Source organism: Colwellia sp. MB02u-10, assembly GCF_014077185.1.
GTDB lineage: Bacteria > Pseudomonadota > Gammaproteobacteria > Enterobacterales > Alteromonadaceae > Cognaticolwellia.
Window position 1 is genome coordinate 69,997 of sequence record NZ_JACGVK010000132.1, and the last position, 22,354, is coordinate 92,350.

General features: G+C 39.6%; 20 protein-coding genes. 15 read left to right on the plus strand and 5 right to left on the minus strand.

What is annotated here, in order from left to right:
- Positions 1–50: 50 nt before the first annotated feature.
- A complete protein-coding gene (locus H4J59_RS13790; protein WP_259369535.1) occupies positions 51–539 on the minus strand; it encodes a zinc ribbon-containing protein in 489 nt (162 codons plus the stop codon).
- Positions 540–857: 318 nt separating this feature from the next.
- Between H4J59_RS13790 and leuS the strand changes: the two genes are divergently transcribed.
- From leuS to lipA, 13 genes are all read left to right on the plus strand, one after another.
- The gene (gene leuS / locus H4J59_RS13795; RefSeq protein ID WP_182240260.1) at positions 858–3,449 is read left to right on the plus strand and encodes a leucine--tRNA ligase; all 2,592 of its coding nucleotides are present in this window, start codon (positions 858–860) and stop codon (positions 3,447–3,449) included.
- Between the two features lie 117 nt (positions 3,450–3,566).
- Positions 3,567–4,073: an LPS assembly lipoprotein LptE gene (gene lptE, locus H4J59_RS13800; RefSeq protein ID WP_182240262.1), complete on the plus strand. Its 507-nt coding sequence runs from the start codon at positions 3,567–3,569 to the stop codon at positions 4,071–4,073.
- Positions 4,074–4,083: 10 nt separating this feature from the next.
- Positions 4,084–5,127 (plus strand): DNA polymerase III subunit delta, encoded by a 1,044-nt coding sequence (holA, locus tag H4J59_RS13805; protein ID WP_182240264.1) that lies wholly within the window; start codon positions 4,084–4,086, stop codon positions 5,125–5,127.
- Positions 5,114–5,773, plus strand: a complete 660-nt coding sequence (gene nadD, locus H4J59_RS13810) for a nicotinate-nucleotide adenylyltransferase (RefSeq protein WP_182240266.1) — start codon at positions 5,114–5,116, stop codon at positions 5,771–5,773. The genes holA and nadD overlap by 14 nt, the downstream gene beginning before the upstream one ends.
- Before the next feature lie 180 nt (positions 5,774–5,953).
- Positions 5,954–6,271: a ribosome silencing factor gene (rsfS, locus tag H4J59_RS13815; protein WP_259364505.1), complete on the plus strand. Its 318-nt coding sequence runs from the start codon at positions 5,954–5,956 to the stop codon at positions 6,269–6,271.
- Positions 6,272–6,282: 11 nt separating this feature from the next.
- A complete protein-coding gene (rlmH, locus tag H4J59_RS13820) occupies positions 6,283–6,753 on the plus strand; it encodes a 23S rRNA (pseudouridine(1915)-N(3))-methyltransferase RlmH (RefSeq protein WP_182190746.1) in 471 nt (156 codons plus the stop codon).
- Positions 6,754–6,756: 3 nt separating this feature from the next.
- A complete protein-coding gene (mrdA, locus tag H4J59_RS13825; protein WP_182240268.1) occupies positions 6,757–8,736 on the plus strand; it encodes a penicillin-binding protein 2 in 1,980 nt (659 codons plus the stop codon).
- Positions 8,736–9,851, plus strand: coding sequence for a rod shape-determining protein RodA (gene rodA, locus H4J59_RS13830; protein ID WP_182240270.1), 1,116 nt, complete (start codon positions 8,736–8,738; stop codon positions 9,849–9,851). The genes mrdA and rodA overlap by 1 nt, the downstream gene beginning before the upstream one ends.
- A gap of 89 nt (positions 9,852–9,940) precedes the next feature.
- Positions 9,941–10,858, plus strand: a complete 918-nt coding sequence (locus H4J59_RS13835) for a septal ring lytic transglycosylase RlpA family protein (RefSeq protein WP_182240272.1) — start codon at positions 9,941–9,943, stop codon at positions 10,856–10,858.
- 264 nt (positions 10,859–11,122) lie between these two features.
- Positions 11,123–12,310: a serine hydrolase gene (locus H4J59_RS13840; RefSeq protein WP_182240274.1), complete on the plus strand. Its 1,188-nt coding sequence runs from the start codon at positions 11,123–11,125 to the stop codon at positions 12,308–12,310.
- Between the two features lie 321 nt (positions 12,311–12,631).
- Positions 12,632–12,895, plus strand: coding sequence for a DUF493 family protein YbeD (gene ybeD / locus H4J59_RS13845; protein ID WP_182138300.1), 264 nt, complete (start codon positions 12,632–12,634; stop codon positions 12,893–12,895).
- A 71-nt stretch (positions 12,896–12,966) separates the two neighbouring features.
- Positions 12,967–13,629 (plus strand): lipoyl(octanoyl) transferase LipB, encoded by a 663-nt coding sequence (gene lipB / locus H4J59_RS13850; protein WP_182240661.1) that lies wholly within the window; start codon positions 12,967–12,969, stop codon positions 13,627–13,629.
- The gene (gene lipA / locus H4J59_RS13855; RefSeq protein ID WP_182138299.1) at positions 13,619–14,587 is read left to right on the plus strand and encodes a lipoyl synthase; all 969 of its coding nucleotides are present in this window, start codon (positions 13,619–13,621) and stop codon (positions 14,585–14,587) included. The genes lipB and lipA overlap by 11 nt, the downstream gene beginning before the upstream one ends.
- A 141-nt stretch (positions 14,588–14,728) precedes the next feature.
- Here the strand turns inward: lipA and H4J59_RS13860 are convergent, their stop codons facing one another.
- The 3 genes from H4J59_RS13860 to prmB form a co-directional block, all read right to left on the minus strand.
- Complete coding sequence (locus H4J59_RS13860; RefSeq protein WP_182240276.1) at positions 14,729–15,898, minus strand: MFS transporter; 1,170 nt, start codon at positions 15,896–15,898, stop codon at positions 14,729–14,731.
- A 39-nt stretch (positions 15,899–15,937) separates the two neighbouring features.
- A complete protein-coding gene (aroC, locus tag H4J59_RS13865; RefSeq protein WP_182240278.1) occupies positions 15,938–17,029 on the minus strand; it encodes a chorismate synthase in 1,092 nt (363 codons plus the stop codon).
- A 96-nt stretch (positions 17,030–17,125) separates the two neighbouring features.
- Positions 17,126–18,058, minus strand: a complete 933-nt coding sequence (prmB, locus tag H4J59_RS13870) for a 50S ribosomal protein L3 N(5)-glutamine methyltransferase (protein ID WP_310733197.1) — start codon at positions 18,056–18,058, stop codon at positions 17,126–17,128.
- An 88-nt stretch (positions 18,059–18,146) separates the two neighbouring features.
- Between prmB and smrB the strand changes: the two genes are divergently transcribed.
- Positions 18,147–18,689: an endonuclease SmrB gene (gene smrB / locus H4J59_RS13875; protein WP_182240282.1), complete on the plus strand. Its 543-nt coding sequence runs from the start codon at positions 18,147–18,149 to the stop codon at positions 18,687–18,689.
- 60 nt (positions 18,690–18,749) lie between these two features.
- On the opposite strand, the gene sixA is transcribed toward smrB, so the two are convergent.
- Positions 18,750–19,229 carry a phosphohistidine phosphatase SixA gene (gene sixA / locus H4J59_RS13880; protein ID WP_182240284.1) on the minus strand — a complete coding sequence of 160 codons (480 nt, stop codon included), beginning with the start codon at positions 19,227–19,229 and terminating at the stop codon, positions 18,750–18,752.
- A gap of 246 nt (positions 19,230–19,475) precedes the next feature.
- Here sixA and H4J59_RS13885 point away from each other — a divergent pair, with 246 nt between their 5' ends.
- On the plus strand, positions 19,476–22,271 hold the full coding sequence (locus tag H4J59_RS13885; protein WP_182240286.1) for an insulinase family protein: 2,796 nt from the start codon (positions 19,476–19,478) through the stop codon (positions 22,269–22,271).
- The last annotated feature ends 83 nt before the right edge of the window (positions 22,272–22,354 follow it).

Here is a 22,354-nt window from a genome sequence, read left to right on the forward strand (position 1 = left end):
GCCACTGAACAGCAAAATAATATAAAGAAAAACTATCAAAAAAGTTATTTTTACGGCGTTAAACTCAAACGATCAAAGTCTTTACCACCACAGGCAATACAATCCGTAACAACATTTGGGTGGCTATAAGTAACACAATGTTGGCATGCTTTACATTTTAACTGACCAAAACCAACATAATCACCGACATGGTAGCCATCTTGATGTTGAAAATCATCCATCAGCTCGGCCCATTCAACTTGCGACTTATCGGTAATTTGCGCCAAGCTTGACCAAAGGTTTTCATTAAGTAGCTCTAAATATATTGAATGCTTAATGTCCGCTTGATATTGCTGATAAAAATCACCCAAGTCGTACTTAAGATTAGCGATAAACTGTTTAACTTGCTGCTCAGGAATTTGCTCGGCAGCCATCAATATCGTTTTCGCTTGATCGAGTAATTCAACAGCTGAGCGAATTTCGTTATCCTTGGTGTCTTCCAACCATGTTTGTAACTTTTGATAAAGCTCTTGAATTTGAGATTGCTTTTTTTTCATCATGCTGCCCTCATTTAAAAATCACTTATTAGTCTACTTATTGAGTAGATAACCTCAGCCATTAGCACTTTATTAAAGCATATAACAAGGACTAAAGTGGCTTTTATCAGCTATTTAGCTATTAATACGCAATATTTTTGGCTTATCTAGAAAAAATTTCCGCATAGCCCTGCTTTAACTTGTCGCAACGGCTAGAGATAAGGTATCCTATCAAGAATATTTTATCGCTAAAACCTAGCCTTAACATGACAAATTTTATCAAGGTAAAATTGTCAAAAAAGCGGGTTGAGGCTCTTATTTAAGTGTGTTTGAGAAATCTTAATGGAATCCATCTACAATCCCCAATCAATTGAAGCCGAAGTTCAGAAATTTTGGACTGATAACGACACCTTCAAAGCTGAAGAGTTACCAGGAAAAGAAAAGTTTTATTGCTTGGCGATGTTTCCATACCCAAGTGGTCGACTCCATATGGGCCACGTACGTAACTACAGTTTAGGTGATGTGATTTCTCGTTACCAACGCATGCAAGGCAAAAATGTAATGCAACCTATGGGTTGGGACGCTTTTGGTTTGCCGGCTGAAAATGCCGCGATTAAAAATAATTCTGCGCCTGCCAAATGGACTTATGAAAATATTGATTACATGCGTAACCAATTAAAGTCATTGGGCTTTGGTTACGACTGGAGTCGTGAATTAGCCACCTGTAAAAAAGACTATTACCGTTGGGAGCAGTGGTTCTTCACTCAGCTATATGAAAAAGGCTTAGTGTATAAGAAAAATTCCACGGTGAATTGGGATCCTGTTGATCAAACCGTATTAGCTAACGAGCAAGTAATAGATGGCCGTGGTTGGCGTTCTGGTGCGCTAGTTGAACGCAAAGAAATACCGCAATGGTTCATTAAAATTACGGCTTATGCTGAAGAATTAATTAACGATTTAGACCAATTAACCGATTGGCCTGAACAAGTTAAAACCATGCAACGTAACTGGATTGGTCGCTCTGAAGGTGTAGATATGACCTTTCAAGTGGCCGACTCGACTGAAAGCTTCGATATCTACACCACGCGCCCAGATACCATCATGGGTGTGACTTATGTCGCCTTAGCTGCACAGCATCCATTAGCCTTAGCTGCGGCTGAAACGAATCCGGCACTAGCGGCATTTATTCAAGGCTGTAAAACGAATAAATCTACTGAAGCCGATATGGCGACAATGGAGAAAAAAGGCGTTGATACCGGCTTAAAAGCACTGCACCCGATTAGTGGTGAAATAGTACCGGTTTGGGCGGCAAACTTCGTACTAATGGACTATGGCTCAGGCGCCGTTATGTCTGTACCGGGTCACGACCAACGCGATTGGGAATTCGCCACTAAGTATGGTCTAGATATTAAACAAGTTATTGCCAGCGATGAAAGCGCTGACGTTACAAAAGCGGCGATTACTGGCAAGAGTGTTTTAGTTAATTCTGGTGAATTTGACGGTTTAAATTTTGAAGAGGCTTTTAAAGCCATTTCAGAAAAATTAATCGCTGAAAACAAAGGTAAAGTAACGGTAAATTATCGCTTACGTGACTGGGGTGTTTCTCGTCAACGTTATTGGGGTACACCCATTCCAATGCTACATTTAGCCAAGGGTGAGTCTGTGCCGGTACCGGCAGATCAATTACCCGTTGAACTACCCGAAGATGTGGTGATGAATGGCGTAACCTCACCGATTAAAGACAACCCTGAATGGGCTAAAACCACCTTCAATGGTGAAGAAGCATTTCGCGAAACGGATACCTTTGACACCTTTATGGAATCATCATGGTATTACGCACGTTATTGTTCACCGAACGATGACACGCAAATGTTAGATCCAGCCAAAGCTAATTACTGGTTGCCGGTAGATCAATACATTGGCGGCATTGAACATGCCATTTTACATTTACTTTATGCCCGTTTTTTCCATAAATTATTACGTGATGCTGGCTTAGTAGAATCTAACGAACCTTTTAAAAAATTGCTCTGCCAAGGCATGGTATTAGCTGATACCTATTATCGTGAAGCAGACAATGGCGGACAAGATTGGATTGCACCGACAGATGTTGACGTTGAGCGTGATGAAAAAGGCAATGTCACTTCTGCTATCAGTAAATTAGATGGCAAACCAGTCATTTCTGCTGGCATGAGCAAAATGTCAAAATCGAAAAATAACGGTATTGACCCACAAGCAGTTATTGATTTATATGGCGCTGACACCGTACGACTATTTATTATGTTTACCTCACCACCAGAGCAAACATTAGAATGGTGTGATGCGGGCGTGGAAGGTGCACATAGATTCTTAAAGCGGGTTTGGAAACTCACTTATGACTTTACCCAAGTTGCAGAAGTGTCAAAAGCAGCACCCAACATTGCCAACTTAACGCTTAACTCGGCGCAAAAATCATTACGCCTTGAATTGCATAAAACCATTGCTAAAGTCAGTGATGATATTGGTCGTCGAAACACTTTTAATACCGCTATTGCCGCGATCATGGAATTAATGAATCATTTAGGTAAAGCGAATATTGCTAGCACTGAAGATCGCGTGGTGATGCATGAAGCTATTCGTGCGGTAGTATTAATGCTAACACCTATCGTGCCACATTTAAGTCATCATTTATGGAACATGGTTGGCGATGGTAAGCCGGTTGAAAATACTGCATGGCCAGTGGTTGACCCCACAGCTTTAGTGGAAGATGAAAAGCTTATTATTGTACAAGTTAACGGTAAATTGCGCGCTAAAATTACCGTTTCAGCCGAGGCAACAAAAGAAGCAGTTGAAGAAATCGGTTTTAATGATGTCAATGTTAGCAAATTTATTGACGGTAAAACCGTACGTAAAGTGATTTATGTACCGGGTAAGCTATTGAATATTGTTGCTAATTAATAGCTTCTATTGTTACAGCTGTTAATGATAACTTAATTAAAACAGCGATTTAAAAGTGCATAGCTAAAATTTTGGCTATGCACTGATTGAATTTTACCTATAAAAAGTGAACACTTTATGCAGCCATTAATAATTCGTCGAGTAAGCAAACTTTTATCCTTTAGCATTATCTTAATGATGTTAAATGGTTGTGGCTTTCAACTACGCGGCAATTATTTATTAGCGCCTGAGCTACAAACAATTATATTTAGCTCGGTTGATCAATATGGTGAACTCACCCGTTTAGTCAAGCAGCACTTAAGCATTAACGATGTTACTTTAGTGCAACAAAGTGAAAAAGCTATTCCGCAAATGCGCATACTACAAGATAACTTAGACCGAAGAACACTGTCAGTTTTTCCGAATGGTCAAGTAGCAGAATACGAGCTTATTTATACCGTACGCTATCAAGTTTTAATTCCCGGACAGGATATTCAAAATTTCAGCTTTGAACTTAATCGTGATTATCAAGATGATCCTGATATTGCCCTAGCAAAAAGTCGCGAATTGTCATTAATGTTACGAGAAATGCGTACAGAAGCCGCCAATAAAATTTTACGTGACATGGCTAGTATTCAGCTGTAGGTAACTTCACATGCGCATTTATCATAATCACCTAGAAAAAACCTTAACACAAGGCTTTAAGCCGATATGGTTAGTCTTTGGTGATGAGCCATGGCAAAAAAATGACGCTTTAGAAAAAATAAAAAATAGTGCTAAAAAACAAGGCTTTGATGAAGTTATTCGTTTTAGCATTGACGATAAATTTAATTGGGATGAGCTATTTCAAGAATATCAGTCAATGAGTTTGTTTTCATCATTACGTATTATAGAAGTAGAGTTTACCACGGGTAAAATTGGCGATAATGGTGCGAAAGGTGTCGCGCAATTACTCAGCCTGTTACATCAAGATATTCAACTCATCTTTCATGGCCCTAAACTTGACGCTGCCACACAAAAGCGCAAGTGGTTCAAAGCGTTAGAAGCTGCTGGTTGCTTTGTGCCTTTATACGATATTGAAGGTAAACAATTAAAACAATGGCTCAGCAATCAAGCTCGGCAGTTGCAATTAACCTTACCTGACGATGTTATTAATTTAATGACTGAATTATTTGAAGGTAATTTACCGGCATTAGCTCAAGAGTTACAAAAACTGTCGATATTATTCTCACAGCAAGCCGTGAGTGTTGAAGAAGCAGAGCAACTTTTAATTAAACAAGCGCGATTTAATCCTTTTCAACTGATCGACACTTTGCTGATTGGCGATCTTAAAAAGTGCTTAACTATCTTAGATCAAATGCAGCATGACGGTAGCGCATTTGGCCAATTAGTTTGGGTGGTTCACAAAGAAATTAATCAGCTTTATGCCATGTTGGAACAAATAGAACAGGGCAGCCGTATTAACGACATTTTTCAGCAATACCGTATTTGGGAGAAGAAAAAACCCTTATATCAGCATGCGTTAAACAATATAAGCTTAAGCAATGCCGAGCAAGCATTAGCGAGGTTAGCGCAGGTGGATTTACTCAGTAAAACCAGTAGCGACTTTAACGCTTTTATTTTGCTCAGTGATGTTTTTATCAGCTTATTTCACGATAACATCAGTCAACACTTCAGTTTAGATTATGAGTATAACTAACCAAAAAACGCCAACGCTTATCGCGTTACTTGGCGGTACCTTCGACCCTATTCATCTTGGTCACATCTTACCTGCCCAAGAAACCGCGCAATGGTTAGGCGCAAAACAAGTACATTTAATTCCTGCTCATATTCCACCACATAAAGCTGGCACTCATGCCAATGCGAAACAGCGTACTAAAATGGTCGCTTTAGTCTGTGATAAAAGCGCAGTATTTACCCTCGATAATCGTGAACTCAAGCGTCAAAGCTCTTCATATACCGTCGATACCTTACAGCAAATAAAAACTGAGCAACCTAATGCAGCTTTATACTTTATTATGGGTATGGACTCGCTCTTATCATTTACCCAATGGCGCCGCTGGCAAGACATTCTCACCTTATGTAACTTAGTGGTTAATATTCGCCCAGGTTACCCGCACCTAGCGTTAGAATCGGCACTTGAACCAGCACTAAAATCTTGTTTAATTTATAGTCTTGCACAATTACAGCGCCAGCAAACGGGACAAATACTTATCCATGAAAGTACCCCTGTGGATATTTCCTCGACCACAATAAGAGCCAAAATTAAAGCGGGCTTAGACGTCAGCCAATACCTACCTCAATGCGTATATGATTATATAGAGCAACATAAGCTCTATCGATAACGCCATTATTTTTCAATAACTGCAGCCAAATCACTCATTTCATATCACTTGGGGAGAAGTTAAGTGAAATAAATCCATTGTTGTGCAAAAAAACGGCTATTTACTGCATTAGATGGTTAACTGACAAACAAAATAATGCTATTATCGCCGATTATTGTTGTTAATTATAGAGATCCCACTTTGCAAAGTTCAGACCTAATTACTTTTGTTACCGAAAAAATCGAAGATATGAAAGGCCGCGATATCGTTACATTAGAAGTAGCTACAAAATCGAGTTTCACTGACTACATGTTAGTTTGCTCTGGTAACTCAAAACGCCACGTTATTTCCATTGCACAATCACTCACTATTGAATGCCGTGCAGCTGGTATTGAAGCCTTAGGTGTTGAAGGAAATGATGTTGGTGAATGGTCTTTAGTCGACTTAGGTGATGTTGTTGTGCATGTGATGACTGATGAAACTCGTGAGCGTTATCAACTAGAACAACTATGGCAGTAGTCTAAACAACAATGCGCATTACCTTATATGCCGTTGGTAATAAAATGCCTGCTTGGGTTAGCCAAGGGTTTAGCGAATATTGCCGTAGATTTCCTCGTGATATGAGTTTCCATCTAGTGGAAATTTCACCAGGGAAACGCGGTAAAAATGCAGACATTGCTCGCATTCTTGAAAAAGAAGGTGAGTTAATGTTAGCAGCTATTCCAAAAGGTAATCGCATTGTTACCTTAGAAGTAGAAGGCAAGCCTTGGACGACTCCTGATCTTGCCAAACAACTGGAGCGTTGGCATGTAGATAGCCGAGATGTTGCGCTCTTAGTTGGTGGACCTGAAGGTTTAGCACCTGCTTGTATTAAGGCATCTGAGCAAAAGTGGTCATTGTCACCACTGACCTTGCCACACCCTATGGTTCGAATTGTTGTGGCTGAAAGCCTCTATCGTGCTTGGTCAATCAATAATAATCATCCTTATCATAGAGAATAAATAATGGCAGCCAAAAAACGTGTTGTTATTAGAAATCATAGCGCTGAAGCCAATTTATTTGCCCGCCGTACCTTCATCACCTTTGCCGGTATCATCATACTTTCATTAGTGTTATTTAGTAATGTTTATAATCTTCAAGTTAGCTCCTATGAAAAATACCAAACACGCTCAAACTCCAACCGCATTAAACTGCTGCCTGTCGCGCCCAATAGAGGCTTAATCTACGATAGAAACGGTGTTTTACTGGCTGACAATACCCCCGTTTACAGCTTAGAAGTGATCCCCGAGCAAGTAAATGACATTAAAAAGCGCTTGTCAGAAGTTAGCCAACTGTTAGATATAAGCCAAGAAAAACAAGACAAACTACTGCAAGCAATGAAGAGCAAACGTCGTTTTAAACCGATAGAGCTTTATTCACGCTTAAGCGAGCAACAAGTCGCCTTATTTTCGGTCAATCAGCATAAATTTCCGGGTTTTTTTATTGATGCTCGTTTAAAGCGTTATTACCCTTTTGCTGAATTAACCACACACTCACTGGGCTATGTCGCACGTATTAATGGTAGAGACTCACTCGCGCTAGAACAGCAAGGTTTAGCTGAAAACTATGCCGCTACGCGCAATATTGGTAAACGCGGATTAGAACGTTATTATCAAGACATTTTACACGGCACCATTGGCCACCAAGAAGTAGAAATTAACAACCAAGGTCGGATCATTCGTACCTTAAACTTTACCCCACCCATTCCTGGTAAAGACCTGACCTTAACCTTGGATATTGAGCTACAAATGATCGCAAAACGGGCGCTTTCAGGTAAACGTGGTGCGATTGTCGCCATTGACCCAAGAGATGGTGGCGTGCTTGCTATGTATTCAAACCCAAGTTTTGATGGCAACTTGTTTGTTCATGGCATTAGCAGTAAAAAATATAAAAAACTTTTAGCCCCACAAAGTAATAAACCCTTACTTAATAGAGCATTACAAGGTTACCCGCCTGCATCAACGATTAAACCATTATTAGCCATTACGGGTTTAGACGCAGGGGTAATTACGCCAGAAACAGAAATTTATGATCCCGGCTTTTATCAACTCCCCGGGATAGAAACTAAGCGACGTGACTGGAAAAAATGGGGCCATGGCAAAGTCGGTTTATCTAAATCGTTAGAGCAGTCTTGTAATGTTTATTACTACGATTTGGCCTATAAATTGGGCATTACTCGTATTAGTCAAATGATGAAAAAATTTGGCTTCGGTGAATATACTGGTATTGATCTACACGAAGAAAGTCGTGCAATTATGCCCAGTATCGAATGGAAAAGAGCCCGTTATAATAAACCTTGGTATACGGGTGAAACCCTATCGGTAGGTATTGGTCAAAGTTACTGGTCAGTCACGCCACTGCAATTGTCACAAGCCCTGGCTATCCTAGTCAACAAGGGTGAGATTAAGGTTCCACACTTATTAAAAGCAACCACTGAAGTAGTTGTTAACGACCAGGATGCTAGCACAGCGCAAACCATTGTCACTGAATATGTGGTTGATGAAAAACAGCCTATCATCTTAAAAGACCAACATAGCTGGGATCTGGTTTTAGACGGTTTACATAATACCGTGCAAAAATTTGGCGCGACCGGCTATACCGCATTTAAAGGCAGTAAATACGACGCGGCAGGTAAAACGGGTTCAGCACAAACCGCTAACATCGAACAAGGTGAAGAATACGATGCGAGTAAAGTTAAAGAAAGTAAGCGTGACAATGCCATGTTCATTGCCTTTGCTCCGTACGAAAACCCTGAAATAGTGATTGCGGTTGCCATAGAGAATGTCGCTAAAGGTGGTGGTGGTACCAATGCCGGACCGGTTGCACGCCAGATTATGGATCAGTATTTTGGTGATCGCGAAATTATCAGTAAAGACCCGAGCAAGCATCCACATCATAGCAAGGATTTTCGTCAAAAAATTAAAAATACAGCAGGTAATCCCTAGTGCGTAATACCGGACATGATCAACACCAACAGCGCACTTTGTGGCAAGGTTTACACATTGACCTGCCATTATTAATCGGAATTTTAGTCTTACTAACACTGGGGTTATTTGTCGTCTATAGCGCAGGTGGACAAGAATCTGCCGTGCTAATAAGACATGCAAAACGTGTTGGTTTAGCACTATTTGTGATGTTTATTGTTGCGCAAATCCCCCCCTTATCTTATCGAAGATGGGCGGTGCCTGTATTCATTGTCGGCTTAATGTTATTAAGTGCCGTGCTACTATTTGGTCATGTTGGCAAAGGTGCTCAACGTTGGTTAGACCTTGGTTTTACTAAGTTTCAACCCTCTGAAATTATGAAGCTTATTATGCCTATTATGATCGCTTGGTATGTTAGTCAATACGATTTACCGATCAAAATATCCAAAATAATCATTGCTTTTATTTTAGTCTTAATACCCACGCTGCTCATTGCTAAACAACCTGATTTAGGCACATCTTTACTGATCGCAAGCTCCGGCATATTGGTTATATTTCTTGCGGGTGCCAGCTGGAAGCTTATCGGTGCCTGTATTGGTTTAGCGTCTGCATTTGCGCCAGTTTTATGGATGTTTTTGATGAAACCTTATCAAAAACAACGGGTGCTAACATTTTTAAATCCTGAACAAGATCCACTCGGCTCAGGCTACCATATTATTCAATCTAAAATTGCCATCGGCTCTGGTGGTATACACGGTAAAGGCTGGTTACAAGGTACTCAATCACAATTAGAGTTTTTACCTGAGCGCCATACTGACTTTATTTTTGCGGTATTTAGTGAAGAATTTGGCTTAATTGGTGTAGGCTTATTGTTAACAGTATATCTGGCCATTGTGATGCGCGGCTTATGGATTGCGGTCAATGCTCAGCATGCCTTTACTAAACTTTTGGCTGGCAGCATAACACTGACATTTTTTGTTTATATCTTTGTTAATATCGGCATGGTCTCTGGTATATTGCCTGTGGTGGGTGTACCCCTACCTTTAATTAGCTACGGTGGAACATCAATGGTGACATTAATGGCAGGATTTGGCATGCTTATGGCGATAAGCACCCATAGAAAATTTAATATCTAGCAAAAAGAATGGCGTATGAAATAACAACGCATGAACAAAATCACCGAATAAACGATTGACGTAAATAATAATAGAGTCTACTGATATTTATGGCGAAACTAAACATCAACCACCCTATATACTTATGTGTACTGATCATACTTGTTTCGGCTTGTAGCGCTAACTATGGTCGTTACCAACAAAAAAATGACAGTACACCAAGCCGCTTACCTACCGCTAGCGAACTTCATGATGCTACGCCGCGAGCAGAAGCATTTAGCCTTGGTGGTAATAAACACTATCAAGTACGGGGTGAAGACTATCAAGTATTAAACAGTGCAGAAAATTTTAGCCAAGCCGGAACAGCCTCTTGGTATGGTCGAAAGTTTCATGGTCACTTAACCTCGAATGGCGAAATTTACGATATGTATGCCATGAGTGCAGCCCATAAAAACTTACCTTTACCTAGTTATTTAAGGGTCGTTAATAATAGCAATGGGCTATCTGTTATTGTTCGAGTTAATGACCGAGGCCCTTTTCATCAAAGTCGTATTATTGATTTGTCATATAGTGCCGCCTATAAGCTCGATATGTTAAAAACAGGCACTGCCGATGTAACCATTACAGCCATCACTGATTTTACGCTTAATGGTTTAGCCAAACTTCAGGACAGCAATCAACGCCCTACAAATAGCGCAAAAAAAATCACGCCTTTACCAAAAACAACGCTTTCAGTCGCAACTGAAACAATAGCCGCGAGAAAAATTGATCTTGAAACAGCGACACCGTCGCTATTAAAGGTTACACCTACAGCACAATATATTCAGGTCTTTGCTAGTAGAAGTCATACTCAAGCGACCAAAATTGCCAAGGTATTAATCCAAAAACATCAAATAAATACCCTATTAGAACAAATAAATGGAATTTTTCGTGTGCTTGTTGGTCCGATAGAGCGCAGTGATGAATTAGCCCGGTTATTGTTAGTAATTAAAGCAGATGGTTACCCTAAAGCTTTTATTCGCCAGTAACTTTATTCACTAGTAACTTTTATGCACGAGTAAAATGTTAAACCTTAACATTAGCCTTTATTTTTTAGCGAATATGTTTAGCGAAAAAGTCAGATTACTGCAACTTAACGTAGAGAAATAATCAGCAAAATTCATCAAAGGTAACAAATTGATGGTAGCACTGATTAGTATTAAAAAAGAAAAATGTTATACTGCATAAAATTTTTATAATTTCCATTAAATGTTTTTATAATTTCCATTAAATGATAGCGCTGTAGGACAATTATGCCCCAAATCAAAGTTACTCGAGTACCTAAAAAACCGATAAAGTTATTAGCTGTTTTAGGCTCTGTATTATTAAGTGTTTGCTCCCTTTCTCATGCACAAACTATTATCCCACCCGCTCCAGAAGTAAGTGCTAAAGGCCACATTTTAATAGATTATGCCACGGGTACAGTTATTGCAGAAAGTAATGCCGATATTTTACTTGCTCCAGCAAGCTTGACCAAAATGATGACTAGTTACATCATAGGTAAAGAGCTAGATAATGGTAATATCAACAATGATGACCCCGTTAAAATTAGCGAAAAAGCTTGGGCAAAAAATTTCCCTGAGTCATCAAAAATGTTTATTGAAGTGGGTACAGAAGTATCAGTAAGCTTGTTAAACCAAGGTATTATTGTTGCATCAGGAAATGACGCCTGTGTTGCTATGGCTGAACATATTGCCGGCAGTGAAGGTGCATTTGCCCAATTAATGAATGCTCACGCTGAACAATTAGGCATGTATAGTAGCTTTTTTGAAAACAGTCATGGCTTAGACAGCAAGGAACACAAAACCACAGCGCGTGATATGGCAACACTGGCTATTGCCCTTATTCGCGATGTACCCGATGAGTACAAGTTGTATCGCCAAAAGTCCTTTACTTATAACAACATTAAACAATATAACCGCAATAGTTTATTGTGGGATAAAAGTATGAATGTTGACGGTTTAAAAACCGGCCATACCTCACAAGCAGGCTATAGTTTAGTTACATCGGCTACTAAAGGCGATATGCGTTTAGTCAGTGTCGTTATGGGTACCGACAGCGAGCGTGCTCGTAAAGTAGAGAGTAAAAAGCTACTGAACTATGGTTTCCGTTTTTACGAAACATACACACCCTATAAAGCCGGCGAAAAGTTTGTTAGTGATAGAGTTTGGATGGGTGATAGTAAAGAAGTTGACTTAGGTATTATGGTTAATACCCCTATTACCATTCCTCGTGGTCAACGTAAAAACTTACAAGCAAATTTTGAGTTAGACAAGCAACTTACAGCGCCACTACAAAAAGGTGAAGTAGTAGGCAAATTATTTTTACAACTCGACGGTGAAGATATTGCCCAATACCCGTTAGTAACGCTACAAGAAATTCAAGAAGGTAGCCTGTTTAATAAATTGATCGACTATGTAAAGCTGCAATTTATTAACTAGTTTTAATCACTGTTTTATGGGTTATACCAAACTGCACAGAAAACTTAGCCTAGGCTAAGTTTTCTGCTTTAATTCGGCTGTATTAGAAAATAAAACCACCAGCAAACATTGATATTAGTTATTCTCCCCCTCATTTATATCCAATAACTCGCCTCGACTGGTCACATTCGTAATAAATAGTGTTAAAATATCACCAATGGGCACATTCAGCCGCTTAAATGATTACCACATGGATTGGTTTATTTACCACTAACTCGAATATGCTAGTCATGATTAAAATACCTACAGCATATGGGTTTCTTTACCGATTAAGAGAATAAAATGAATACTAAATTTGATGAATTATTAGATTTCCCCACCGTACTAAACTTTAAAGTCATGGGTATAGCGTGTGACGAATTACCAGACCTAGTGGTTGGTGAGTTGCAAAAACACACGCCTGGTGATTATGCGCCAAAGGTTAAACCAAGCTCGAAAGGAAATTATCATTCAATTTCAGTGGTTGTTACGGTTACCAGTAAAGAACATATTGAAACAATATATAAAACCTTGAACGCCATTGAGCAAGTACGTTACGTGCTTTGACCCTACTTCTTATCCGGTGTATTCCCATTATTATTTAGCTATAATACCTGCAATGAAACCTATAGAGATGTATTTTGAAAAACACATTGATTATTCGGCAACTGAATAACCTCGACTATGTCGATGTTTGGCATGCCATGCAAAATTTCACCGATAATCGAGACGAAAGTACTGCTGATGAACTTTGGCTGGTAGAGCATCCGTCAATCTTTACTCAAGGACAAGCAGGTAAAGATGAACACCTACTTATGCCTGGAGATATTCCAGTGGTAAAAGTAGATCGTGGCGGGCAAGTCACCTATCACGGCCCTGGCCAACAAGTGATCTACTTTATGATCAATCTCCGCCGTAGAAAAATGGGTATAAGAACACTGGTGACGCTAATTGAAGATGGCATCGTAGCCTCAATGGCAGACTTTGGCATTACGGCAAAAGCAAAGCCTGACGCACCAGGTGTTTATGTTGAAGATAAAAAAATTGCCTCTTTAGGCCTTAGAGTACGTAAAGGCTGCTCATTTCATGGTTTGGCATTAAATGTTAATATGGACTTATCACCATTTCTACGCATTAACCCCTGCGGTTACCAAGGCTTAGAAATGATACAAACAATCGATTTACAAGGCCCTGCCACAGTAGATCAAGCGGGTGACTCATTAGTTAAACACCTAAGTGAGTTATTAAACACCCAGCATTTATCTTATCAAACGGGATTGGAAACAATACATGACCACTAAATCATCACAAATTACTCCAGGCACTAAACTACGCGATGCCGAAAAAATGGCGCATATTCCTATTAAGGTTATGACTTCTGAGCGCGAAACCATGCTAAGAAAACCTAATTGGTTACGCATTAAACTGCCAAAAAGTTCAGAGCGTATTGATAGTATAAAAGCAGCACTGCGCAAACATAATTTACATTCTGTTTGCGAAGAAGCGTCATGCCCAAATTTATCAGAATGTTTTAATAACGGTACAGCAACCTTTATGATTTTAGGTGATATTTGTACCCGTCGTTGTCCATTTTGTGATGTTGGCCATGGCCGCCCAATGGCGGTAAATAAAGAAGAGCCGCGCAAGTTAGCCTTAACGCTAAAAGACATGAAGCTGAAATACGTAGTGATCACTTCTGTTGATCGCGATGACCTTCGTGATGGCGGCGCACAACAATTTGTTGATTGTATTACCGAAATTGCCGAACATTCACCACATACTAAAGTAGAAATTTTAGTCCCTGATTTTCGTGGCCGCATGGATCGTGCTTTAGAGATTTTAAATACCCATCCACCGGGTACCTTCAACCACAACCTCGAGACCGCACCGCGTTTATATACCAAAGCTCGCCCAGGCGCTAACTACCAATGGTCATTAGATCTATTGAAAAAATTTGGTGAGGCGAACCCAAGTGTACCGACTAAATCTGGTTTAATGGTCGGCTTAGGTGAAACTAACGAAGAGATTCTTCAAGTGATGCGGGATTTACGTGCTCATGGCGTTACCATGTTAACTATTGGTCAATACTTACAACCGAGTAAACATCATTTACCGGTCGAGCGTTACGTTCACCCAGATGACTTTGCTATGTTTAAACGTGAAGCAGATAAAATGGGCTTTGATCACGCCGCATGTGGTCCACTTGTACGTTCTAGCTACCACGCTGATAAACAAGCCGCTGGTGAAGAAGTAAAATAGTACCTACCAGTACATACCGCCTAGTTAATTAACCTTACTAGGCAAAATAAAAAAAGCTAGCCAGTAAAATGGCTAGCTTTTTTGTTACTCGTCAAGTAAACACGGTTAACTTATAGCCATTGCAATAAATAATCGATCATTCTAAGCTAGGCTAACTTTTCGCTTAATGGGTTTATTACGTAAAAATAGCGCTAAAACCCCACCAATTAGTGCGGTAATCGCCGCAAAATCAAAGGTTATCACGGCGCCAATGCCCTCTTGCCATAATAGACCAGCTACATAGGCACCAATCGCACCACCAACACCATAAACACCACCGATATAAATCGCCTGCCCTCGGCTTTGTTGGTTCGCGTTAAAGTGCTGTTGAATAAAGCTAATACTGGCACTATGGTATAAACCAAAACTTAGCGCGTGGATCAGTTGGGAAAATGCCAATGCCATATCGCTATTGGCAAAATGTCCGACAATAAACCAACGAAATGCCGTCAATAATATACTCATACTAATTAACGTTTTTAGCGAAAAACTCTTAAAGAAAATAGCGGCAAAAACAAAAACTCCAATTTCAGCAACCACACCAATAGCGATAAAAATACCAATTAAAAAGCCTGAGTAAGCTAAGTTTTTAAGGTATAAAGCAAAAAAAACATAATAAGGCCCAAAGCTCATTTGCAACATTAAGCCCGCAAAAAAGAACAACAAAAAGTTACGATTGAACACTTTGGCCTTAATAGAAACATTATCAACGGAGGTTTTTTTGGCTATTCGAGGTTGCTTATTGAACAGTGTCGATATAAAAAGACCGGCTAATATGACAATACCAATATAACTAAAGGCTTCGGCAGAATAACGCTCAATGAGTTCACCACTGAGCATAGCAACAATGACAAAACCGATACTGCCCCATAAACGAATACGGGCATATATTTTCGCACTTTTGCGAATAGAGTTCAGGGTCATCACTTCAATTTGCGGTAATATTGAGGTAATAAAGAGGCTAAACATGGCCAAACTAAACATTAATGGCCAGTAACTGAATGTCCAAATAATCAAACTAAAACAACACAACGACAGCAATGCGCCTACTTTCACTATCGTTAGTTGTTGACCTGACTTGTCAGCAAGCTGCGCCCATAATGACGGAGCTACTATTTTTGTTGCGGTGATCACCGCTAATATTTCGCCAATTTCTAGCGACGTAAAACCTCTGGCATCAAGGAATACCGCTAAAAAAGGCACGATTAAACCTAAGAGACCAAAATACCAAAAATAATTTGTCGACAAACGCATGAATTGTTTTGAAGCCATTAGGTTAGGCTACCATCGCTTGGGGATTTACCCGCAAGCTTAACGTTCAATATCTGGCGTTTGACAAATCACATCCATATTTTGTGCACGATGTCTCAAATAATGATCCATCAAGGTCAAGGCTAGCATAGCTTCAGCAATCGGCACTGCCCGAATGCCAACACAAGGATCATGACGGCCTTTGGTCACAATGTCAGCAGACTTACCCGCAATATCAACTGTTTTGCCACTTACACCGATACTAGAGGTTGGCTTTAATGCAATCGACGCAACAATAGGTTGGCCTGAAGATATGCCACCTAAAACACCACCAGCATGATTTGACGCAAAACCTTCAGGGGTTAACTCGTCTCTGTGCTCAGAGCCTTTTTGATTAACAACAGCAAAGCCGTCGCCAACTTCTACCGCTTTCACCGCATTAATGCCCATTAAGGCATGGGCAATATCCGCGTCTAAACGATCAAAAATAGGTTCACCTAAACCCACTGGCACATTATTCGCTACTACCATCAATTTAGCGCCGATAGAGTCTTTTTTACGCATAATGCCACGTAATAATTCATCTAATTGTTCAAGTTTATTCGCATCGGGGAAGAAAAACGGATTTTCTTCAACAATATTCCAATCAATATTTTCAGCACATACCTCACCAATCTGGGTGACACAAGCTTGAATAGTGATTCCAAATTTTTGTTTTAAATATTTTTTTGCTACTGCGCCAGCCGCCACGCGCATCGCGGTTTCACGCGCCGAAGATCGACCGCCACCACGGTAGTCACGAATGCCATATTTTTGCCAGTAAGTATAATCCGCATGTCCAGGACGAAATGTCTTGGCAATATCACCGTAATCTTGCGAACGTTGGTCGGTATTCTCAATTAATAAACCAATAGGTGTGCCCGTAGTTTTACCTTCAAAAACACCTGACATTATTTTGACTTCGTCGGCTTCTCGGCGCGCGGTGGTAAAACGCGATGTGCCTGGTCGGCGTCGATCAAGGTCATGCTGTAAATCAGCTTCGCTAAGCTCTAAGCCTGGAGGGCAACCATCAATAATGGCCCCTAAGCCTAACCCATGGCTTTCACCAAATGAAGTAACTGTAAATAACTTACCAAAAGTATTACCTGACATAATGAATCTTACCCGTAAAAAATGATGATATACCAAATGCCTTAATGAATTGGTATCAGAGTGCCAAACAAACTACGCTAGGCAGCTTGTTTGGTATTAATTATTTATTGTCTGAAAATCTTGCTGATGATTTTCTAGTTGTGCTTTAGTTAAACGAAACACGCCATGGCCACCTCGTTCAAACGCCAACCACTGAAATGGCACATTGGGAAAAGCAGCACTTAAATGGATTTGTGAATTGCCCACTTCACAAATCAATACGCCATTATCATGCAGATGACTCGCGGCTTGCGCCAAAATTTGTCTTACGATATCTAAGCCATCAAAACCACTGCCTAAACCCATTACTGGCTCATGTAAATACTCTTGCGGCAATGCATCGACATCTTCTTGATCAACATAAGGGGGGTTTGTCACTATTAAATCATAACTTTGTCCTACAACCCCAGAAAAAACGTCAGATTCAATTGGCATAACTTGTGCTGATAAACCATGACCTTCAATATTGATTTGCGCCACATTGAGTGCATCAATAGAAAGATCGACTGCATCAACTTCTGCCTCAGGAAACGCAACAGCGCAGGCAATAGCAATACAACCACTACCGGTACATAAATCTAAAATTTGCTTTGGCGCATGATCAATTAAACCGGCAAATTTATTATCGATTAACTCACCTATGGGTGAACGTGGCACTAGCACCCGCTCATCAACATAAAATGGCAAACCACAAAACATCGCTTGATTAGTTAGATATGCTGCAGGGAGTCCTTCAACCATTCGCCGTTCAAACAAGTGTAAAATCGCTATTCGCTCTTGGGATACCAAACGACATTGCATAAGATCATTAGATATTTCTTGCGGTAAAGCCAGTTGATGCATCACCAAAATAAGCGCTTCATGCCAAGCATTGTTTGTACCATGGCCAAAATACAACTCAGCTTGATTAAACTGACTCGCACCAAAACGCACATAATCATTAACGGTATGTAATTGTTCGCTTACCTCTACAAAATTTATTATTCCCACGCTTTCCTCAGGTTTTATTATCATAACAGTTGTTTTTATTATTATACTTTCACTTGTTATTGTTCGTCGATGTTTTTAAACTTCGTAAATGAAATCTAAAGACGCACTTAATGTGGAAGAAATAAATTTATTTAAAGATACCATAGGTAAGGTAAAACCTATGGTGCAGGACAGAATACACCCGGCAAAAAGAACCAGCAAGCAGAAAACGACTTTAGCAAAACAAAAAGATAAAAAAGCCTTAGCTGAGTTTCATTTCTCTGATGAATTTGAACCCGCGCTGAATCTTAATGGTCCTCTAAAGTACGTTCGTGATGGCGTTGATAGTTTTGAAGCTAAAAATTTACGTCGTGGTCAATACGCCCCAGACTTAATTTTAGACTTACACGGCCTTGATCTGTACCAGTCAAAACGTGAAATTGCGGCATTGCTTGCCGCTTGCGAAAAAGAGCATGCACAATGTGTTTGTATCGTTCATGGTTTAGGTGGCCGCATATTGAAAAATAAAGTGCCACACTGGTTAGTACAGCACCCTGATGTGATGGCCTTTCATCAAGCGCCATTGGAATGGGGAGGCAATGGCGCCATACTGGTTTTAGTCGAATTAAAAGACAAATTTAGTATTGAGTAACGCCAACACTTAACGAGCCTGAGTCTCAACAACATCATGGCAACCTAGCGCCGAACTTCATTAACTGACGACTTCATTAGGTGACATTAAGCTAATAAGCTCGCCATGCATTTTGTCGGTATCATAGTCAATTTGCGCTACGGAGCCAGTTTGAAATATCGGCATAGTGTCATCACTGCTTAATTCGGCGACCAAATAACTCACCAAAGGCATATGTGACACTAATAATATTTTATGGTACTGCTCAACAGCGCAAACGGCATCAAGATAATCATGAACATCTTTAGCACTATCTTCTGGCGTAATAATACTTAAGGTTTGCTTTTTACCTACATTGCCTAACTGGCTAATGACAGCATCTGCCGTTTGTTGCGCGCGTAAATATGGGCTAACAAAAACACAATCAAATGTCAGACTGTTTTCTAATAGCCATTGTCCAATGATTTTAGCTTCTTTGACGCCGTTTTCAGTTAACGGTCTGAGTGCATCAGACGGCGCAACCATTTTAGCTTGTCCGTGACGCATAACAAAAACTTGCATAAACACCTTAATTTCAACACAATTTTCAATATAGTTGATTGTATGTCTAAACAACATGAATCTTATGTATTCAAGTGGTTTAGCCCTAGTTCTCAATGATTTTGGCTATAGTAAAGGAATTGTTTAGCTTTTTATAACATCTATTAAGAATAAAATGGACTCACCTTATTCCTTAAGGTAATTTAGAAAGATTATCAATAGAACATAGCCATGCCGAGCTACAGCATAAATTGTGCGGGAGTAACCGTGAAACAAAGCCCGAATGACGCTAAACACTATCAAACCATCACCTTAAGCAATGGCTTAAGAGCTTTACTGGTCCATAACCCTGAATCAAATAAATCTGCTGCTGCTTTAGCCGTTAACGTGGGTCATTTTGATGATCCTAATCATCGACAGGGACTTGCTCATTTTCTTGAGCACATGCTATTTCTTGGCACCAAAAACTTTCCTGATGGCAGTGAATATCAGAAATTTATTAATCAACATGGCGGCAGTAACAACGCTTGGACAGCAACAGAACATACTTGTTTTTTCTTTGATATAGGTTATCAACATTTCAGCGCGGCAATAGCACGTTTTGGCGAGTTTTTTACTATGCCGTTATTATCTGAAGAATTTGTTAACAAAGAACGCAAGAACATTGACGCCGAATTCAAACTCAAGCTTAAAGACGATATTCGACGCCTTTACGACGTTCACAAAGAAACCATTAATCAAGCTCACCCTTTCGCAAAGTTTTCTGTCGGTAGCAGTGAGACCTTAGCCGATAAAGTCGGTTACAATTTACGCGATGAGTTGTGTGAGTTTTTTCAAAAGCATTATCAAGCGCATTTTATGACCTTGGTGTTAGAAGGGCCACAAACGCTCAACGAATTAGAAAATTTAGCCCATGAGCATTTTTCCAAGATCAACACTAATGGCATGGCTAAAACAAAAATTAGTGAACCCCTGTACTTGGCCCAGCATCAACAGAAACTGATCACAGTGCAGCCAGTTAAAAACGATCAACAACTGATTATTAGCTTTGCCATGCCAAGTATTGATCAATTTTATCGTCAAAAACCTGAAGCTATTCTGGCCTACTTAATTGGTCATGAAGGTCCGGGTAGCATTTTGTCATTATTAAAAAGTAAACAATGGGCGCTGACTTTAACGGCTGGCTCAGGCATAAATGGCTCTAATTTTAAAGATTTCAATATTAGCATCTCACTTTCTGAATTAGGTACACAGCACATCACTACCATTGTCAGTATCGTATTTTCATATCTAAATTTACTTAAGCAAGCGCCAATTAATCAACAGTATTATCAAGAGAAAAAAGCCTTAGCTGAGTTATCATTTTCTTACCAAGAAAAACTATCACCTCTGAACTCTGTCAGCCAACTTGTGATCAATATGCAACATTATCCAGAGCAAGATTACATTTTCGGTGATTACGTTATGGAAGGTCAAAATCAAGCAACACTAAATACCTTACTTGGCTTAATGGTTGCGACTAATATTCGCATTATTTCTATCGATAAAAATGTTCCTCAACAGCCCCATGTCAACACCAGTAAATGGTATCAAGTTCCCTACTCGGTCAAGGATATTAAACCCGAAGACATTGGGCAATGGCAAAATGCCCCTAAGATAAACGCGCTTTTTTTACCCAGCAAAAACCCCTATATAGTGTCTCGGCCTGAGCTGATCAAAAATGATGATACAGAAAATAGCCCGCTGACACCGCCCAAAAAGATTTGTCAGCAAAATGGTTTAAATGTTTGGTTTAAACATGACACTAGTTTTAATACGCCTAAAGGCTATATCTATCTCTCTATAGACTCTCCAGCAGTAATAGAAAGCGCTAGCACAATAGCCATGACACGTTTATTTATTGACCTTTACAGCGACGCTGTTATTGAGGAGCATTACAACGCCGAATTAGCAGGCATTCATTATCACCTATATTCTCATCAGAGTGGGCTAACGCTAAAATTATCAGGCATTAGTACAAAACAAGAAAAACTATTGCCGCTATTGTTAGCTAGTTTAATGCAAGGGAAATTTTGTCCGAATAGATTCGCATTATTTAAGCAAGAACTGCTCAGTCACTGGAAAAACGCAGAAAACAGCAAATCAATTTCACAACTATTTGCCAACCTTAGCGCTACAATGCAACCCAAAAGCCCCAGTAACCAAAGTTTAATTAGTGCCCTAGAGAAGATATCGTTTCAAACCTTTACAAATTTTGTCGCCCGTATTTTTGAAAACACCGCGGTCAATTTACTCATTCATGGCAATTGGTCCAGACAATCTGCTGACCATATTATGACCAAGGTTAAACAAGTATTTGATGGCAAGTTATCTCAAAATAACCAAGTTGAAGTTCCATGTCTAGATCTTCAAGGCCTAGGCCCATTAACACTACCAATGGAGTTACCAGAGCATGATCACGCCGCTTTACTCTATTACCCCATGCCAAATAAAGATTTGCGCACAATCGCCTTAACCATGTTAACGAATCAATTATTGTCGCCTATTTTCTTCCAAGAAATGCGCACAGAAAAACAATATGGTTATTTGGTTGGTGTCGGTTTTATACCGATTAATTGCTACCCAGGCATTGCTTTTTATATTCAATCGCCGCACACCGACTCAGTAACATTAACAGAGGCCATGAATGACTTTATCGCTCGAACAAATCATTACATTACCAATTTGCCTATTGAGCACTGGCAGCATTTACAATTTGGCCTAGCAAGTCAGTTACAAGAAAAAGATACAAACTTGAGAATTAAAAGTCAGCGTTACTGGGCGGCTATTTGTAATAAAGAAGCCTCTTTTGACCAAAAGCAAAAACTCATTTCAATGATTAAAACTATTTCAATAGATAATGTAGCTGAATTTCTCCAACAATATTTTAATGACGCAGAGATAAAAGATCGCTTGTCGTTATTAAGTTATGAAAACAAAACGCAGTTAGATAAAATGACCAAGAATGTAACCATTAATGACAATATCGAATTTTTATTAAAAAAATGTCAAAGAAAATATTAATTTAGCCGATACAAACATGAAAATATATTAATAATCAGAATATCACCACACAATAGCGACACAATAACAGCAAAGATTGACTT